General features: G+C 63.1%; 15 protein-coding genes. 9 read left to right on the top strand and 6 right to left on the bottom strand.

The window, feature by feature from the left end:
• Positions 1–3: 3 nt before the first annotated feature.
• A complete protein-coding gene (locus J3E64_RS06945; RefSeq protein WP_253341376.1) occupies positions 4–480 on the top strand; it encodes a type II toxin-antitoxin system RatA family toxin in 477 nt (158 codons plus the stop codon).
• Here J3E64_RS06945 and J3E64_RS06940 read toward each other — a convergent pair.
• Together J3E64_RS06940 and J3E64_RS06935 are read right to left on the bottom strand one after the other, a co-directional pair.
• Positions 426–944: a CinA family protein gene (locus tag J3E64_RS06940; RefSeq protein WP_253341374.1), complete on the bottom strand. Its 519-nt coding sequence runs from the start codon at positions 942–944 to the stop codon at positions 426–428. The two genes, J3E64_RS06945 and J3E64_RS06940, sit on opposite strands and share 55 nt — an antisense overlap.
• A 4-nt stretch (positions 945–948) precedes the next feature.
• Positions 949–2,136: a bifunctional 2-C-methyl-D-erythritol 4-phosphate cytidylyltransferase/2-C-methyl-D-erythritol 2,4-cyclodiphosphate synthase gene (locus J3E64_RS06935; RefSeq protein WP_253341372.1), complete on the bottom strand. Its 1,188-nt coding sequence runs from the start codon at positions 2,134–2,136 to the stop codon at positions 949–951.
• A gap of 99 nt (positions 2,137–2,235) precedes the next feature.
• On the opposite strand from J3E64_RS06935, the gene dusB reads away from it, so the two are divergent.
• The 8 genes from dusB (at position 2,236) to J3E64_RS06895 (ending at position 12,196) form a co-directional block, all read left to right on the top strand.
• Positions 2,236–3,258 carry a tRNA dihydrouridine synthase DusB gene (gene dusB / locus J3E64_RS06930; protein WP_253341370.1) on the top strand — a complete coding sequence of 341 codons (1,023 nt, stop codon included), beginning with the start codon at positions 2,236–2,238 and terminating at the stop codon, positions 3,256–3,258.
• Positions 3,255–4,364, top strand: a complete 1,110-nt coding sequence (locus tag J3E64_RS06925) for a nitrogen regulation protein NR(II) (protein ID WP_253341368.1) — start codon at positions 3,255–3,257, stop codon at positions 4,362–4,364. Before dusB ends, J3E64_RS06925 begins: the two co-directional genes overlap by 4 nt.
• A complete protein-coding gene (gene ntrC / locus J3E64_RS06920; protein WP_253341705.1) occupies positions 4,364–5,809 on the top strand; it encodes a nitrogen regulation protein NR(I) in 1,446 nt (481 codons plus the stop codon). The genes J3E64_RS06925 and ntrC overlap by 1 nt, the downstream gene beginning before the upstream one ends.
• Positions 5,810–5,917: 108 nt before the next feature.
• Entirely contained in the window at positions 5,918–8,185 is a 2,268-nt protein-coding gene (locus J3E64_RS06915; protein WP_253341366.1) for an ATP-binding protein, read from the top strand.
• Positions 8,175–9,545, top strand: a complete 1,371-nt coding sequence (locus J3E64_RS06910) for a sigma-54 dependent transcriptional regulator (protein ID WP_253341364.1) — start codon at positions 8,175–8,177, stop codon at positions 9,543–9,545. Before J3E64_RS06915 ends, J3E64_RS06910 begins: the two co-directional genes overlap by 11 nt.
• Before the next feature lie 148 nt (positions 9,546–9,693).
• Positions 9,694–10,176: an RNA chaperone Hfq gene (gene hfq, locus J3E64_RS06905; protein WP_253341362.1), complete on the top strand. Its 483-nt coding sequence runs from the start codon at positions 9,694–9,696 to the stop codon at positions 10,174–10,176.
• 127 nt (positions 10,177–10,303) lie between these two features.
• Positions 10,304–11,620 carry a GTPase HflX gene (hflX, locus tag J3E64_RS06900; RefSeq protein ID WP_253341360.1) on the top strand — a complete coding sequence of 439 codons (1,317 nt, stop codon included), beginning with the start codon at positions 10,304–10,306 and terminating at the stop codon, positions 11,618–11,620.
• Positions 11,621–11,692: 72 nt separating this feature from the next.
• Complete coding sequence (locus J3E64_RS06895; protein ID WP_253341358.1) at positions 11,693–12,196, top strand: hypothetical protein; 504 nt, start codon at positions 11,693–11,695, stop codon at positions 12,194–12,196.
• Between the two features lie 7 nt (positions 12,197–12,203).
• Here the strand turns inward: J3E64_RS06895 and J3E64_RS06890 are convergent, their stop codons facing one another.
• The 4 genes from J3E64_RS06890 to ychF form a co-directional block, all read right to left on the bottom strand.
• A complete protein-coding gene (locus J3E64_RS06890; protein ID WP_253341356.1) occupies positions 12,204–12,668 on the bottom strand; it encodes a MaoC family dehydratase in 465 nt (154 codons plus the stop codon).
• A 79-nt stretch (positions 12,669–12,747) separates the two neighbouring features.
• Positions 12,748–14,298: an alkaline phosphatase gene (locus J3E64_RS06885; protein ID WP_253341354.1), complete on the bottom strand. Its 1,551-nt coding sequence runs from the start codon at positions 14,296–14,298 to the stop codon at positions 12,748–12,750.
• Positions 14,299–14,387: 89 nt separating this feature from the next.
• Positions 14,388–14,882 (bottom strand): DNA-deoxyinosine glycosylase, encoded by a 495-nt coding sequence (locus J3E64_RS06880; RefSeq protein WP_253341352.1) that lies wholly within the window; start codon positions 14,880–14,882, stop codon positions 14,388–14,390.
• Between the two features lie 51 nt (positions 14,883–14,933).
• On the bottom strand, positions 14,934–16,034 hold the full coding sequence (ychF, locus tag J3E64_RS06875; protein ID WP_253341350.1) for a redox-regulated ATPase YchF: 1,101 nt from the start codon (positions 16,032–16,034) through the stop codon (positions 14,934–14,936).
• Positions 16,035–16,050 lie beyond the last annotated feature (16 nt).

The following is a 16,050-nucleotide window of genomic DNA, read 5'->3' as shown; positions in this document are numbered from 1 at the left end:
CGAATGCCCCGGCACACCGAAACAAGACGCCTTCCCTACAGCCCGCGACAGATGTTCGACCTGGTGGCCGACGTTCCCGCCTATCCCCAGTTCCTGCCCTGGGTGACGGCGATGCGGGTGCGGTCGGACAGCGAGTCTGAAACCGTCGCGGACATGATCGTGGGCTTCAAGGGATTGCGCGAAAGCTTCACCTCTCGCGTGGTAAAGCATTGTCCCGACAGCGTTGTGGTCGATTATCTCGATGGACCGCTGAAATATCTCCACAATCAGTGGGGGTTTCGCGACGACGGGAAAGGCGGGGTGCTGGTCGATTTCGAGGTCGACTTCGAATTCAAGAACCGCCTGTTCGAAATGCTCGCGGGTCAGATGTTCGACAAGGCGCTGCGCAAGATGATCGGCGCCTTCGAGGAAAGGGCCGCGGCGCTCTACGGCGTCGGCCCGTCCGGCAACAGCAGTTCCAGCGCACATAGCGCGGCCTGAAGGCGCACGCCGCCCCGGCCATTATCTTCGAACGTGCGCAGGTCGGCGACGACCTTGTCCGGGCTGGCGCCACGTTCGGCTCGCGCGAACACGACGGTACCGACCGGCTTCTGCTCGCTACCGCCGCCCGGGCCGGCGATACCGGTGATCGCCACCGCGACATGCGCACGGCTTATCTTCATCGCACCCTGCGCCATGGCCCAGGCGGTAGCGATGGAAACGGCACCAAATGTTTCCAGAACATCCTGCGAAACTTTAAGAACTTCCGCCTTCATATCGTTGGAATAGGTAACGAAACCCGCTTCGAACATTTCGGACGAGCCCGGAATCTCGGTGATGGCAGCCGATACGAGACCACCGGTGCAGCTTTCGGCCACGGCGACGGTGCGGCCTGCGCGGCGATTGGCTGCGACGACTCGCTCGGCCAGCGCGAGCAGTTCGGGCGGGAGGATGGTATCGGGCATGATGTCAGGATAGCGCGGGGAGGGAGAGGGTGGCAACCGCCTGTGCCGCAATACCTTCGCGGCGGCCTGCGAATCCCAGCCTCTCAGTCGTCGTGGCCTTCACGCTGACCCGGTCCATGGGGAGTGCAGCGATGGCGGCGATGCGGGCTTGCATGGCTTCCCGGTGCGGCCCGATCTTCGGGGCCTCGCAGATGATGGTCAGGTCGACATGGTCGATGACGCCGCCCCGCGCTGCGACGCGTTCGCATGCATGGGCCAGGAAACGATCCGAAGATGCCCCGCGCCACTGCGGATCGGATGGCGGGAAATGGCTTCCGATGTCGCCGTCCGCCAGCGCGCCCAAAATCGCGTCTACAATGGCGTGAAGCGCCACGTCGGCATCGCTGTGGCCGGCCAGCCCCCGGTCATGATCGATGCGGACACCGCCGAGCCATAATTCCTCGTCCGGTGCCAGCCGATGCACGTCATAGCCCATGCCGACCCGGGTGCTGCGCCGCGCGGCGAGCATCGCCTCGGCCCGGGCAAAATCCTGTGGGTAGGTCAATTTTTCCAATTTTTCATCGCCTTGCACCAAAGTGACGTCATGGCCCCATGCCCGCAGGATTCCGGCATCGTCGGTTGCCTCGCGCGCCGGGTCCCATGCGCGGTGCGCCGCCAATATCGTATCGAGGCGGAACGCCTGGGGCGTCTGGACACGCATCAGTCGTTCGCGGGACACGCCGTCGCCCATCCGCCCGCCCACATCCCGTACCAGCGTATCGGCCACCGGCAGGACGGGGACGGCTCCGGACGCGTCATCGAGGGCTTGCAGCAGGCGGTGGGTCACATCTGCCGAAAGGAAAGGACGGGCGGCGTCGTGGATCAGCACCCGCGCCGCGCCGCCAGCGGCGGCGATCGCTTCCAATCCTGCCCGAACGGACCCGCGCCGGCTGTCCGCCCCTTCGATGAAGCTTATGTGGAGGCGGTCGCCAACCAGCGCGCGGGCCATGTCGACCTGTCCCGCACCCGTTACAATCCATATCCGGTCAATGGGTGACCGGTCCAATGCATCCACCGCATGGGCAATCACCGCCCGGCCCCCGATCATGCGAAACTGCTTCGGGACATCGCCACCTGCCCGGCTTCCCTGTCCGGCGGCGACGATGAGAGCGATGGTCTTGTTGTCGCATGCCAAGGTCATGGAGCGCGCCATAGACGAGGGCGGGGTCGCCCGCCAGACCCGTCACCTTGCTCTGCATACCTTTTCCCGCTATGGGCTGCCTGTTTTTTAGGCAGGTTTTTGGCGATTTTCATGCGCAGGCTTTCTCCCATTTCCATCGGTCCGGTGACCATCGACATGCCGGTCGTCCTGGCGCCCATGACCGGCGTTACGGACATGCCGTTCCGCACGCTGGTACGTCGTTACGGATCGGGTCTGAACGTGACGGAGATGATCGCGTCGGCCGCCATGATCCGCGAAACCCGCCAGTCTTTGCAAAAGGCTGCGTGGCATCCCCTGGAGGAACCGGTGTCGATGCAGCTTGCAGGCTGCTCGCCGGCGGAAATGGCCGACGCCGCCAAACTCAATGCCGATCGTGGCGCCGCCATCATCGACATCAACATGGGTTGCCCGGTAAAGAAAGTCGTGAACGGCGATGCGGGCAGCGCCCTGATGCGAGACCTGCCGCTTGCCGCCCGGCTGATAGAGGCGACAGTGAAGGCTGTAGACGTGCCGGTTACCGTGAAAATGCGCATGGGGTGGGATCATGCCAGCCTGAACGCTCCGGAGCTCGCCCATATCGCAGAGGATCTGGGTGCCCGGCTCATAACCGTCCATGGCCGCACCCGGTGCCAGATGTACAAGGGCAGCGCCGACTGGGCGTTCGTGCGCAAGGTCAAGGACGCAGTGACGTTGCCCGTTATCGTGAATGGCGACATCTGCTCGATCGAGGATGCCGACACGGCGCTGGACCAGAGCGGCGCGGACGGCGTCATGATCGGACGGGGCGCCTATGGCCGGCCGTGGCTGATCGGGCAGGTGATGGCATGGCTGACCGATGGAACGCGGCTTTCCGATCCGTCGCTGGCAGAGCAATATAGTGTAATAATAGAGCATTATCATGCAATGCTCGATCATTATGACAGGCATACCGGCGTCAATATGGCGCGCAAGCATATCGGCTGGTATACCAAAGGGCTGCCCGGATCAGCCGAGTTCCGCAACAGCGTCAACCAGGAACCGGACGCGGCGACGGTCCTCGACATGCTCGCGCGATTTTTCGAGCCGCTGATCGCCAGCGGCGCCGACCCGGCCGATTTGCGCAAGGCGGCATGACGATGGCCATGGCGTCCGTCCCGCCGCTCCGCATGCCGCAGGACGGGCCATCTCTCGGGGAGCGGCTGACGGCCCTGCCGGTTGCCAGCCTGCTTGTCCGTCCCGACAATAGTATTGCCGACGCCAATGTCCGGGCGGAAACGCTGCTCAACATGGCTCGGTCGGCGATCGTGGGCAGTGACGTGTCGCGCACCATTCGCATTGCCGAGGCGGGGGCGCGGTTCGACATCTGGCACAGCGACAAGCCGATCGCCGCATACGACATCAAGGTTCACGCCGGTCGCACCGCCGAAACGGAAGTGGACCTTATGATCGCCCCGATCGTCGATCATGACGGCTGGCGGATGGTTTCGCTCCATCCCCAGAGCCAGGCGCGCAAGATCGGACATCGCGGGACATCCGGGGGCGCGCGATCGGCCATGGGCGCGGCCGCGATCCTGGCGCACGAGATCAAGAATCCCCTGTCCGGCATCCGGGGCGCGGCGCAATTGCTGGAATCGTCCAATGGCGGGCGCGACTCGGCCCTCACCCAACTCATCTGCAACGAGGTGGATCGGATCGCTGCCCTGATCGACCGGATGCAGGATTTCACGACCGACCGAACGCTGGAATGCCAGCCCGGCAACATCTACCCGCTGATCGACCGCGCCACCGGGATCGCGTCAGCAGGATTTGCGAGAAATATAAAGATAACAAAACACTATGACCCATCTTTGCCATTTGCTCACATCAATGACGATGCGCTGGTCCAAGTGATGATAAACCTGCTCAAAAATGCCTCGGAGGCGCTTGAGCATGTTGCGAACCCGCGTATCCGCGTCGAAACCGCGTTTCGTCATGGTGTTTCGGTGATGATCGGGGACGGCAAGGGCAGTGCGGTCCTGCCGATCGAGATATTGATCGTCGATAACGGCCCGGGCGTGCCCGACCATATCCTTGATCATCTCTTCAACCCGTTCATCACCGGCAAGCGCGATGGGCAGGGGCTTGGCCTTGCGCTGGTCGACAAGCTGGTGCGCGACATGAACGGCTTCGTCCAATATTCGCGCGATGCCGACGCGGGCGAATCGACATTCCGCGTCCTGCTGCCGATGGGCATCGCGTGATGGGCGCAACCGGAGCGATCCTGGTCGTCGATGATGATCCGGCCATCTGCGTAGTGGTGGGAGAGGCGCTGCGGCGCCAGGGTTACCGGGTAAAAACGGCTGCATCCATCCGCGAACGCGGCGAATTGATGGAAAGCTTTTCCCCTGATGTCCTTATCACCGACGTCATGCTGCCGGATGGCGACGGGCTCGATGGTGTGGCTGACATCATCGACCGGAAGCCGGATCTTAACGTCATCGTCCTTTCGGCGCAGAATACGCTCAACACTGCCATTCGCGCGACCGAAAAGGGTGCGTTCGAATATCTGCCAAAGCCGTTCGACCTCAATGAACTGACGCGAGCCGTCGCCGACGCGTTGAGTACGCGGCAAACCATGCCGGCAAACGAGGACGGTGGCGATCTGCCGCATGACGGCCTGCCTCTGGTCGGCAGGTCGCCGGCGATGCAGGAAGTGTACCGCACCATCGCCCGCGTGCTTTCCAACGATCTGTCGATCCTGGTTCTGGGCGAATCGGGCACCGGCAAGGAACTGGTGGCCGAAGCCATCCATAGTCTGGGTCAGCGGCGGACCCGCCCGTTCGTGGCGATCAACATGGCAGCCATTCCGCGCGAACTGATCGAGGCGGAACTGTTCGGATACGAAAAGGGGGCTTTCACCGGAGCCCATGTCAGGACAGCGGGCAAGTTCGAGCAGGCCCAGGGCGGCACCCTGTTTCTCGACGAAATCGGCGACATGCCGATGGAGGCCCAGACCCGGTTGCTGCGCGTGCTCCAGTCGGGCGAGGTAACGACGGTGGGCGGATCGAAGCCGGTTCGCGTCAATGTCCGGATCATAGCGGCAACCAACAAGGACCTGCCTCGCCTGATCGAGGACGGGCGTTTCCGCGAGGATCTCTATTACCGTCTGAATGTCGTGCCGATCGCGCTTCCGCCGCTGCGCGACCGGCGCGAGGACGTAATATTGCTGGCCCGTCATTTCATGGAACGGGCCGCGCAGGAAGGCCTGCCGCGCAAGTTGCTGTCGGACGATGCGGCGCAATTGCTGATGGCGTGGCACTGGCCGGGCAATGTGCGCGAATTGCAGAACATGATGCAGCGCCTGGCCGTTTTGAGCCGCGAAAATATCATCACCGCCGACATGCTTCGCCATATTCTGCCCCTGGACGATGCGCCGACGGGTCATGTGATGCCGGCCGATCAGCTCGTTCACGCCGTGCGGGACTGGGCCAAGCGCCAGTTGGGGGTAGGCCTGGGCACGCCCCAACGCAGCCTGCACGACGACCTGCTTGCAGTCGTCGAACCGATATTGCTGGAGGAAGTGCTTGGCAGCGTGGACGGCAACCAGATTCGCGCTGCCGGGCTGCTGGGGATCAATCGCAACACCCTGCGCAAGAAGTTGACCGATTACGGGCTCGATCCGCTCCAGTTGCGGCTTGGAGACTGATCCGGCGCGATTCCATGCCGATGAACCGACGCCCTCTATCGACCAGCGACGGCCAGCCCTGCGAATACTGTGTTTGATCAGGCACGCCGTTGTTGTAGGAATACCACTATGACCGGTGCGGTTTCCCTTCGCAGACGCGTGTCCGCATGGCGGAAGATCGCGCCGCGAATCCTGCGCCGCGGCAGGCTCGCCGCGCTGATCGAGGCCGTGACGCTGATCGTCTTCCTCGGCATGGCGGGGCTCACCTATCATCTGCTTTCGGGCAATGGCCAGTCCTACACCCTACTGACGCCCCCTATCGTCGCGTTGCTGCTGGTCGCGAACCTTGTGCCCGCGATCGCGTTGCTGGTTTTGCTGGGTCGGCGCGTTGCCAAGCGGCGGGCCGCGCAATCCGCGATCGGCAGTGACGGGCAGTTGCACGTCCGGCTGGTGGCCATCTTCTCGATCGTTGCCAGTGTGCCGATGCTGCTTGTGGTGATCTTTGCGTCGCTTCTGTTCCAATATGGCGTGCAATTCTGGTTTTCGGACAGCGCGCGGGGCATGTTGCAGAACGCAAGCGATCTGGCGCGCGGCTATTACGAGCAGAATTTGCGCGAGGTGCAGGACGAAACGCTGACCATGGCGGGCGACCTGCGCGATTATCTGACGCAGTCGGAGGTATCGAGCCCGCGTTTTGCGGAAGGCTATATTTATCAGGTCGTGACCCGCAAGCTCAACCGGTCCGCCATCATCGAAGTGGGGAAGGACGGCATCGCCCGGACGGCCGCGACTGTCGATCCTGAAAATCGGCCGGCATCGGAGATGCTGTCTCCCGAAGTCATCAAGCGCTTGTCGGCCGGGGAAAACATCGTCGTCCGGGCACGTCCCAACGAGGTCGAGGCGGTAACCCTGCTCTACCCGGCTTCCAAGATCTACCTCTATGCCACGCGCAATGCGGGCAGTTCCTCCTTCAGCAATGTCGAACGCGCGCAAAAGGTCATTGCCGATTATGATCTGTTCGCCGCCCAATCCCGCGCCCTGCAGTTGCGCTTCAATATCGCGTTGTTCGTCGGATCGCTTCTTCTGGTGGGGATCGCGGTCTACATCGCTCTTGCGGTCGCAGACTGGATGGTCCGGCCCGTCAACGAATTGGTGACGGCTGCCCGGCGGATCACCGCCGGCGACCTGTCCGCGCGGGTGACGAGCCCGCAAAGTCGCGATGAAATCGGCACTCTGGCATCCGCTTTCAACCGCATGACGCAGCGTCTTGAGGCGCAGACCGGCGCTCTGGTCGCCGCCAACGGCCAGCTGGACGAACGCCGCGCCTTTATCGAGGCGATCCTGTCGGGCGTGAGCGCCGGCGTGCTGTCGGTCGACGGCAAGGGCGTGGTCCAATTGTTGAACAGTTCGGCCGCCGCCATTCTGGTCGAAGAAGGCGATGACCCGGTCGGGCGGCCGCTTGCCGACGTGTCGCCCGAACTGGCGGAACTCATTGAGTCGCAGGATGATGCGGGAATCGTCCAGGTCCGTTCCCACGGCGATCTGCGCACGCTGGCGGTCAAGGTATCGGAAGACGCTTCCGGGCAGATCATGACCTTTGACGACATCACGCAGCAGCTGTCCGACCAGCGCCGCGCAGCCTGGTCAGACGTCGCACGCCGCATCGCCCACGAAATCAAGAATCCTCTCACGCCGATCCAGCTTGCTGCGGAACGGCTCCAGCGCCGCTATGCCGAGGAGGTGACGAGCGACCGCGCCACCTTCACCCGCCTCACCGGCACAATCGTGCGGCAAGTAGGGGATTTGCGCCGGATCGTCGACGAATTCTCATCATTCGCGCGCATGCCCAAGCCCGTGTTCCGGCGCGAGGCGATCGGTGACATCGCGCGCCATGCCCTGTTTCTGCATGAGGTGGCGCATCCGGACATACGCTTCGAATATGGCGCGGGCGAAGAGGAACCGGATCTGGTGTGCGATCGTCGCCAACTCGGGCAGGCCTTGACGAATATCGTCAAGAATGCGGTGGAAGCGATTGAACCGAAACCCGTTCCGGAAGGTGGCGGATCACGCGGCCATGTCCGCATGACGCTCGCCAGGGATGAAGGCGACATCGTCATCACAGTGCGCGACGACGGTGTGGGCCTGCCGCCCGAGCGGGACAGGATATTGGAACCCTATATGACGACGCGGACCAAGGGAACGGGTCTGGGCCTGGCGATCGTCAAGAAGATCGTGGAGGAGCATGCCGGGGAAATACGCTTCGATGATGCTCCGGGCGGTGGGGCCTGCGTGACGTTGCGGTTCGCGACGAGCGCGCTGGACAGGATGGAAGAGGGGCAGGTGATCGCCTTGCCCCAAGGCAAGGTGACAGGAAAAGTGACGGTCAATGGCGCTTGATATTCTAATAGTCGACGATGAAGAGGATATTCGCGATCTCGTCGCGGGTGTTCTGGAGGATGAAGGTTTTTCCACCCGTACCGCCGCGAACAGCGACAGCGCCATCGATGCGCTCGACATGCGGCGTCCTTCCCTCGTCCTGCTCGACGTGTGGCTTCAGGGGTCGCGGATGGACGGGCTCGAACTGCTCGACGTGATCAAGCGGCGCGATCCGACGATCCCCGTCCTCATGATTTCGGGCCATGGCAACATCGACACGGCGGTCGCGGCGATCCGCAAGGGCGCTGCCGATTTCATCGAAAAGCCGTTCGAGGCCGACCGGCTGATCCATCTCGTGTCCCGGGCCACGGAAACGGAACGGCTGCGGCGCGAAAATCAGACGCTGCGGGCCCGTTTCGGGCAGGACGACGAGCTGACCGGCACGTCTGCGGCGATCAATGGCGTCCGCGCGACCATCAAGAAGGTCGCCAATACAGGTAGCCGCGTGCTCATTTCCGGGCCGGCAGGCGTGGGCAAGGAAGTCGCTGCGCGAATGCTTCATAGCTGGAGCGGCCGCGCCGATTCGCCCTTCATCATCGTCACGGCCGCGCGGATGGACCCCGATCGCGTCGAAGAGGAACTGTTCGGGATCGAGGATCAGAGCGGACTGGTCCGTCCCGGTTTCCTGGAGCAGGCCCACGGCGGCACGCTCTATCTCGACGAAATCGCCGACATGCCACTGACCACGCAGGGCAAGATCCTGCGCGTTCTGACCGACCAGAGTTTCACCCGCGTCGGCGGCCAGCGGCAGGTGAAGGTCGACGTGCGGGTCATTTCCTCGACAGCGCGCGAACTTGGACAGGAAATAGAAGAACGCCGTTTTCGGGAGGACCTGTTCTACCGTTTGAATGTCGTGCCTTTGTCAATTCCTCCTCTCTCGGAACGGCGCGACGACATTCCGCCGCTGGTGGAGCATTATCTCGCCCGCTTCGCCGCCGAACGGCGCGTGCCGCCGCCCGAGATCGCCAGCGACGCGATGGCCGCGCTTCAGGCCAATGAATGGCCCGGAAATGTCCGGCAGCTGCGCAATGTGATCGAACGCACGATGATCCTCGCGCCGGGCGACCGCATCGGGCGGATCGAGCTTGACATGCTGCCCGCCGAACTGACGAGCGGCGGCGGCGGCGAGGGGATCGGCCAGTCCGCGATCATGGGCGCGCCGCTGCGCGAAGCGCGCGAAAGTTTCGAGCGCGAATATCTGCGCATCCAGATCCGGCGGTTTTCAGGCAATATTTCACGTACCGCGACTTTTATCGGCATGGAACGGTCTGCCCTGCACCGGAAGTTGAAGTTGCTTGGCATTACCGACGGGAAAGATTGACCGCAGGCGACACGCTAGCCCATGGACGTCCCTTCGCAATTGCGGTAGAATAGCGATGCTCCCGATAAGCGGAAGCGGGCAAGACATCCTGCTTAAGGATGCGAGAGCGGGTAACGTCCCGCCAAGAATATAGGACTTGGCGACAATCATGGCCGACAAAGTCAACAATCTTCAGGACATTTTTCTCAATAGCCTGCGCAAGAGCAAGACCCCGGTGACCATGTTCCTGGTCAAGGGCGTGAAGCTTCAGGGCATCATTACCTGGTTCGACAATTTTTCGGTTCTGCTCCGGCGCGACGGTCAGTCGCAGCTCGTCTACAAGCATGCCATTTCCACGGTCATGCCCGCACAGCCGATGGACCTGACGGACCTCCGCAAGGCATCGGACGGTAATGGCAAGGCAAAGCTGTTGCAGGAAATCTTCCTGTCGGCGGTGCGCAAGTCCGGCAGCCCGGTCACCATGTTCCTCGTGAACGGCGTGATGCTCCAGGGCGAAATCGCCGCATTCGACCTGTTCTGCATGCTGTTGGAACGGGACGGCATGGTTCAGCTGGTCTACAAGCACGCTATTTCGACGGTTCAGCCGCTGCACGCGCTCGATCTCACCGGGGAAGGCGAAGGCGAGGATTGACCCGGGTCCGACCTGGACCGGGTCGGGCTAATAGTCCTATGCTCCTGCCGACACGACAGCGTTCACCCTTATGTGGGCGAGGCACCGTTTTGCACGCGCATTTTCCGTTACAGGGCATTGCATATCCATGGCCGTATTCAATCGCGATTCCGCTGATGAGGTGACGCGGGGCGCCCGCGCCATCGTCGTTCATGCCGAAACGCACGGCGCCGACCGCCGCGATTCCGACGCCCGGCTGGAGGAAGCGCGCGGTCTGGCGCTGGCGATCGGCATCGACGTGCGCGCGGCGCAGGCCTTTCGCGTGCGCGACCGCAAGCCCGCCACGCTGTTCGGCAGCGGTCAGGTGGACCAGATGGCGACCCTGGCCCGGCAGGAAGAGGCCGAACTCATCATCGTCGACAACAGCCTGTCGCCGGTGCAGCAGAGCAATCTGGAAAAGGCGTGCGAGACCAAGGTGATCGACCGCACCGGATTGATCCTCGAGATTTTCGGCGAACGTGCGGCGACCAATGAGGGCCGTCTCCAGGTCGAACTCGCTCATCTCGACTATCAAGCAGGGCGTCTGGTTCGCAGTTGGACCCACCTTGAAAGGCAGCGTGGCGGCTTCGGTTTTCTAGGCGGGCCGGGCGAAACACAGATCGAGGCCGACCGGCGGATGATCCGCGACCGCATGGCGCGCATTCGCCGCGAACTGGAACAGGTGACGCGCACACGCGGTCTGCATCGCGCGCGGCGTCAGCGTGCGCCCTGGCCGGTGATCGCGCTGGTCGGTTATACCAATGCGGGCAAATCGACCCTGTTCAACCGCATGACCGGCGCCGACGTCATGGCGCAGGATTTGTTGTTCGCAACGCTGGATCCCACCATGCGCCAGATCGCGCTGCCGGGGCTGGACAAGGCGATCCTGTCGGACACCGTCGGCTTTGTGTCCGACTTGCCGACGCAGTTGATTGCCGCCTTTCGCGCGACGCTGGAGGAAGTGCTGTCGGCCGACCTCATCGTTCATGTACGCGACATCGCGCATCCCGACAGCGACGCACAGCGCGACGATGTTCTGGACGTGCTCGGGGAACTGGGCGTCGTTGGCGAAGCGGCGGAGGAGGACGCGCCTGCGATCATCGAGGCGTGGAACAAGCTCGACCTGCTGGACGGCGAGGAGCGCGTCCTTGTGCGCGAACAGGCCGCGCGCCGCGACGATGTCGTGATCCTGTCGGCATTGACGGGGGAGGGAGTGGACCGGCTTCAACGCGCGATCAGCGACAGCATGACGCGTGGCGCCAAGCTGTACGGTTTGCGTCTACCGGTGGCTGACGGAGCGGCGCTAGCCTGGTTGCACGAACATGGCGAAGTGCTATCGAGCCAGGTCGACGGGGAAGAAAACCGTGTCGAGGTCCGCCTGTCCGACGCGGCGTTTGCGCGCTTCGCCAAGCGCGGCGACGCCTAGGCGGCCGCGTCCCGGTTGATAAGGGACCATCGCCCCGACATAGAGGGATAGAACCGGACAAGGACCATCGACATGTCGATCTTTGCTGCGCTTCTGCTCGCCGCCGCACCTTTACCAGCCGAAGCGGGCTGTGCCGCGCCCGCACCATTGGCGGAACCCTGGACAAGCTGGACGCAAAGCGGGCAGGTCCGTGCCGGCACGCAGGCCGACGGCGCGCCGTCGCTGATCCTCGGGAAGCCAGTCACGGCGACGCTGACGCCAGCCGACTATGTCCATTATGTTCTGCCCCCCGCCAAGGGCGCGGCGTCTGGCCATGGCGGCATTTTCACCCTGTCGCTGAGGACCGCCGCGCGCGTGGGCATCGCGCTGTCGGGTCGGGCATGGATCGACGTGGTGGCCGGCGCGGACCTTGTGCCTTCGGTCGACCACGGACATGGCCCGCAATGTTCCGGGATCCGCAAGATCGTCTGGTTCGACATGACGGCGGGTCGGCACATCGTCCAGGTCGCGGGGTCGCCGGACGCGGAAATCCGGCTGATGGCGGCGGACGCCGTAGCCAATCAACCGGCGCAATAGGAAGCGATCAGTCCGGTCGCGTCCTCCACAGGGCGATCGGGATCATCGTCAGCACCGGTTTGTCCTCCTGGTTGACGATGGTAACCCTGTTGCGGACGATCCCCATCTCCGGACGGCTTTGCGACGATTTCTTGTCGATCACCTCACTGGTGCCGCGTAACGTGTCGCCCGGCCGCACGGGCCTGAGCCAGCGCAGTTCGTCCACGCCCATTGCGCCCAGGCTGGCTGCCTGATGACCGGGATTCTTCTGCATTTCCGCTACGAACATCTTCATGAACAGGGCGGTCGTGTGCCATCCGCTGGCGGAGACGGTGCCGAAATGGGTGGTCGCAGCGGCATCGTCGGACAGGTGAAAGGGTTGGGGGTCGTAACGTGAGGCAAAGGCGATCACCTCTTCGCGGTCTACCGTCACGGGACCGAAGTCGAAGCGGTCGCCGACCCTTATGTCTTCGAAATAGACTATATCGCTCATCGCCACAGCTCCTGCACCGCACCGCACCGCACCGCACCGCACCGCACCGATGTAGATGCACTTAACGTTTACGTCAATGTCAGGCGATCTGAAGCGAGGGCTCGCCGCGTGCCACCGTCATGCTGGCGCGGGTGCTGATGCTGCCGCCTGCGACGGATACCTGATCCACCACGCGAAAATGGGTGGTCCAGGCATCGGGCGTGATCTCACAGACCAGATAGCCCCGCTGGTCGTTCACGAATTTCAGTTCGGGATTATTCTTCAACATCACGTCGCTGCCCTTGCGCAGGTCCGATCCGTCACCACCCGAGGAGATGGAGGTGGACACGAATTCGACTGCGACGGGTTTACCCTGGCTCTCCAGCAGCCCCGCGAAATTCTGATGCTCGTCGCCTGTCAGCACCACGACATTGGTCAATCCGCGCATCCGCGCCAGCAGGCGGTCTCTGGGCACGTCATAGCCCGCCCAGCTATCGAGATTATAGATTTTTTCCTTTTCGTCGTCGTAGCGCCGCCGGTCGAGCGACATCATCATCACCTGCTGCGCGATGCAGTTCCAACTCGTCTGCTTTCGCGCCAGATTACGGAGCAGCCAGCTTTCCTCCTCCGCCGAGATGACCTGTGCCTTGCTGTCGCCGATGCCGGGGCAATAGGGTTTGAAACCGTCATCGCACGGCTGGTCCGACCGGAACGAGCGCGTATCAAGGAAATCGATCGACAGCAGGTCGCCGAACCGCGCTTCGCGATAGGCATTGGTGATGATGCCGTTGCGCGGCAACATGGCGGCGCGAACGGGCATATATTCGTACCAGACCTGAAGGCCGGCCTGCCGGCGGAGGCGGAACACCTCCGCCGGCACGTCTTTCCAGTCAAAATCGCCGACCCAGTTATTTTCCACCTCATGATCGTCGAAGGTCGGGAACCATGTATGCTGGGCCCGGGCAGCCTGGAGGTCGTAATCGCTCAGATACTGGGCGTAGCGCAGTCGATAGTCGCCGACATCGAAACAATCTTGCCCGATATGATGGCGAACCTGATCGACGGGCAGACTATCCTTGTCGTAGTCCGGTCCGCGCTGCTTATATTCGTAGATGAAATCGCCGTAATGATAGACGAAGGCGATGTCCTCTTCCCGCGCCAGATGGCGGAAGGCGGTGAACAGCCCGTCTTCATAGTTCTGGCACCCGGCCACGCCGAATTTCAGGGCAGCAGGGCTCGCTGACGCCAGCGGCAAGGTCCGCGCGCGGCCTCGCGCCGACTGGTCGCTGCCGAGCGAAAAGCGATACCAATATGGCCGGTCGGGTTGCAGGCCCGCGACTTCGACATGAACGCTATGCCCCAGTTCAGGCCGGGCGGTCGCTTCGCCCGAGGCGACAATGATCTTGAACCGGTCGTCGCCTGCCACTTCCCATTTTACCGGCAGCGGCACCATCGGCATCCCGCCGTGCGGCTCGAACGGCTTTGGCGCCAGTTTCGTCCAGATCACGAACCCGTCCGGCGCGGGATCACCAGACGTCACGCCCAGGGCGAAGGGGTAGCCGGCGAACCAGCTTTGTGCCTTTGCGATGGCCGGCGCACCGACCAGCGGCGTGGCGGCGGCGGTTGTCAGGATTTGGCGACGGGTGAACATTCGGAACGCGACCTCGTGAACGGGTTGTTGTAGAACTGGCTATTAGCCGCCAGTCCTATCGACGCAATATGACAGGATGACGCGCTTGATCAGACGATCCAGCCGCGCAGCGTCCGCCAGACCTGCGCCTTTTTCTCGCGCGGCAGGCTGGCATAAGCCCCACTGGACGACGGCAGGTCGATGAGCGCGAGGTCCGGGCTATCCCCCAGTTGCCGCCGCCCGTGAGTCGCGGCCGTCCTGCCGTTGAAAGCGACGGCCCGCAGCGCCGGCAGGTGCTGGATGAAGAGGCGCAGATCCCGCAATTCGGCGGCTCTGATGCTGCTGTCCAGACTGCCGGGTCGTTGCGCGCTCTCCATCACGTCCCATAGGCCGACACCGCGCGCGCGCAGCCGCTTCAGCCGCACGGCATAGGGCTGGCCACGCAAATCTTCCTCCAGCATGTCGCCGACCAGATGCCAGAAGGCGTTGCCGCGATGGGCATAATATTCGCCCTGCCGGATCGAGGCGTCGCCCGGCAGGCTGCCCAGTATCAGCAGCCTTGTCCCGGCATCGACGCTGGGCGGGAACGCGAATTTCAGTGCCATGCCCGCCCGGCTATGCGTTGCGCCTTTGCAAGGGATACCGAGCGTGCCGTCTCAGACATTGAAGCGGAAAAGCATGATGTCGCCATCCTGCGTGACGTAATCCTTGCCTTCGGACCGCCACTTGCCCGCTTCCTTGGCACCCGCTTCGCCGTTGAACTGGACATAGTCGGCATAGGCCATGGTTTCGGCGCGAATGAAGCCCTTTTCGAAATCGGTGTGAATGGCGCCTGCGGCCTGGGGTGCCTTGCTGCCCTTGGTCACGGTCCAGGCACGGGCTTCCTTCGGTCCGACTGTGAAGAAGGTGATAAGGCCCAGCAGTTCGTATCCCGCGCGGATGATTCGGGCCAGGCCCGCCTCGGCCAGGCCCAGCGCATCCAGATATTCGGCGCGTTCCTCGACCGGCATGGTGATCAGTTCCGCCTCGATCGCGGCCGACACGATCACTGCCTTGGCGCCTTCCGCCGCCGCTTTCTCGAACACGCGGGCCGAATGGGCATTGCCGTCGGATGCGGCATCCTCCTCGACGTTGCAGACATAAAGGACGGGCTTGGAGGTCAGCAACTGCGCCTGCGCGAAGATGCGCTCTTCCTCCGGGTCGCGGGGCAGGGTCAGCCGCGCGGGCTTGCCGTCGCGCAGCAGGTCGAGCGCCTGTCCCAGTACGGACGCAGCGGCTTTCGCCTCCTTGTCGCCCTGCGCCGCTTTCTTGGCGAAGTTGGGCACGCGCTTTTCCAGGCTTTCCAGGTCCGCGAGCATCAATTCCGTCTCGACCGTCTCGGCGTCGGCGATGGGGTCCACCTTCCCCTCGACATGGGTGATGTCGTCATCTTCGAAGCAGCGCAGGACGTGCACGATCGCGTCCACCTCGCGGATATTGGCCAGGAACTGGTTGCCCAGTCCTTCGCCCTTGGACGCGCCCCGAACCAGGCCGGCGATGTCGACGAAGGAAAGCTGCGTTTCGATGATCTTCGCCGACCCACCGATCTTTGCGATGGTCTGCAACCGGTCGTCGGGGACGGCGACGCGGCCCTCGTTCGGTTCGATGGTGCAAAAGGGATAGTTCGCCGCCTGCGCCGCCTGCGTTTCCGTCAGCGCATTGAAGAGGGTCGACTTGCCCACATTGGGAAGCCCGACGATACCACAACGAAAACCCATTTTGACTGCCTTGCCA

Origin of the sequence: Sphingobium sp. OAS761, from assembly GCF_024168485.1 — a bacterium.
In the GTDB taxonomy this organism is placed as follows: domain Bacteria; phylum Pseudomonadota; class Alphaproteobacteria; order Sphingomonadales; family Sphingomonadaceae; genus Sphingobium.
This window is presented reverse-complemented; position numbering and strand designations above follow the sequence as displayed.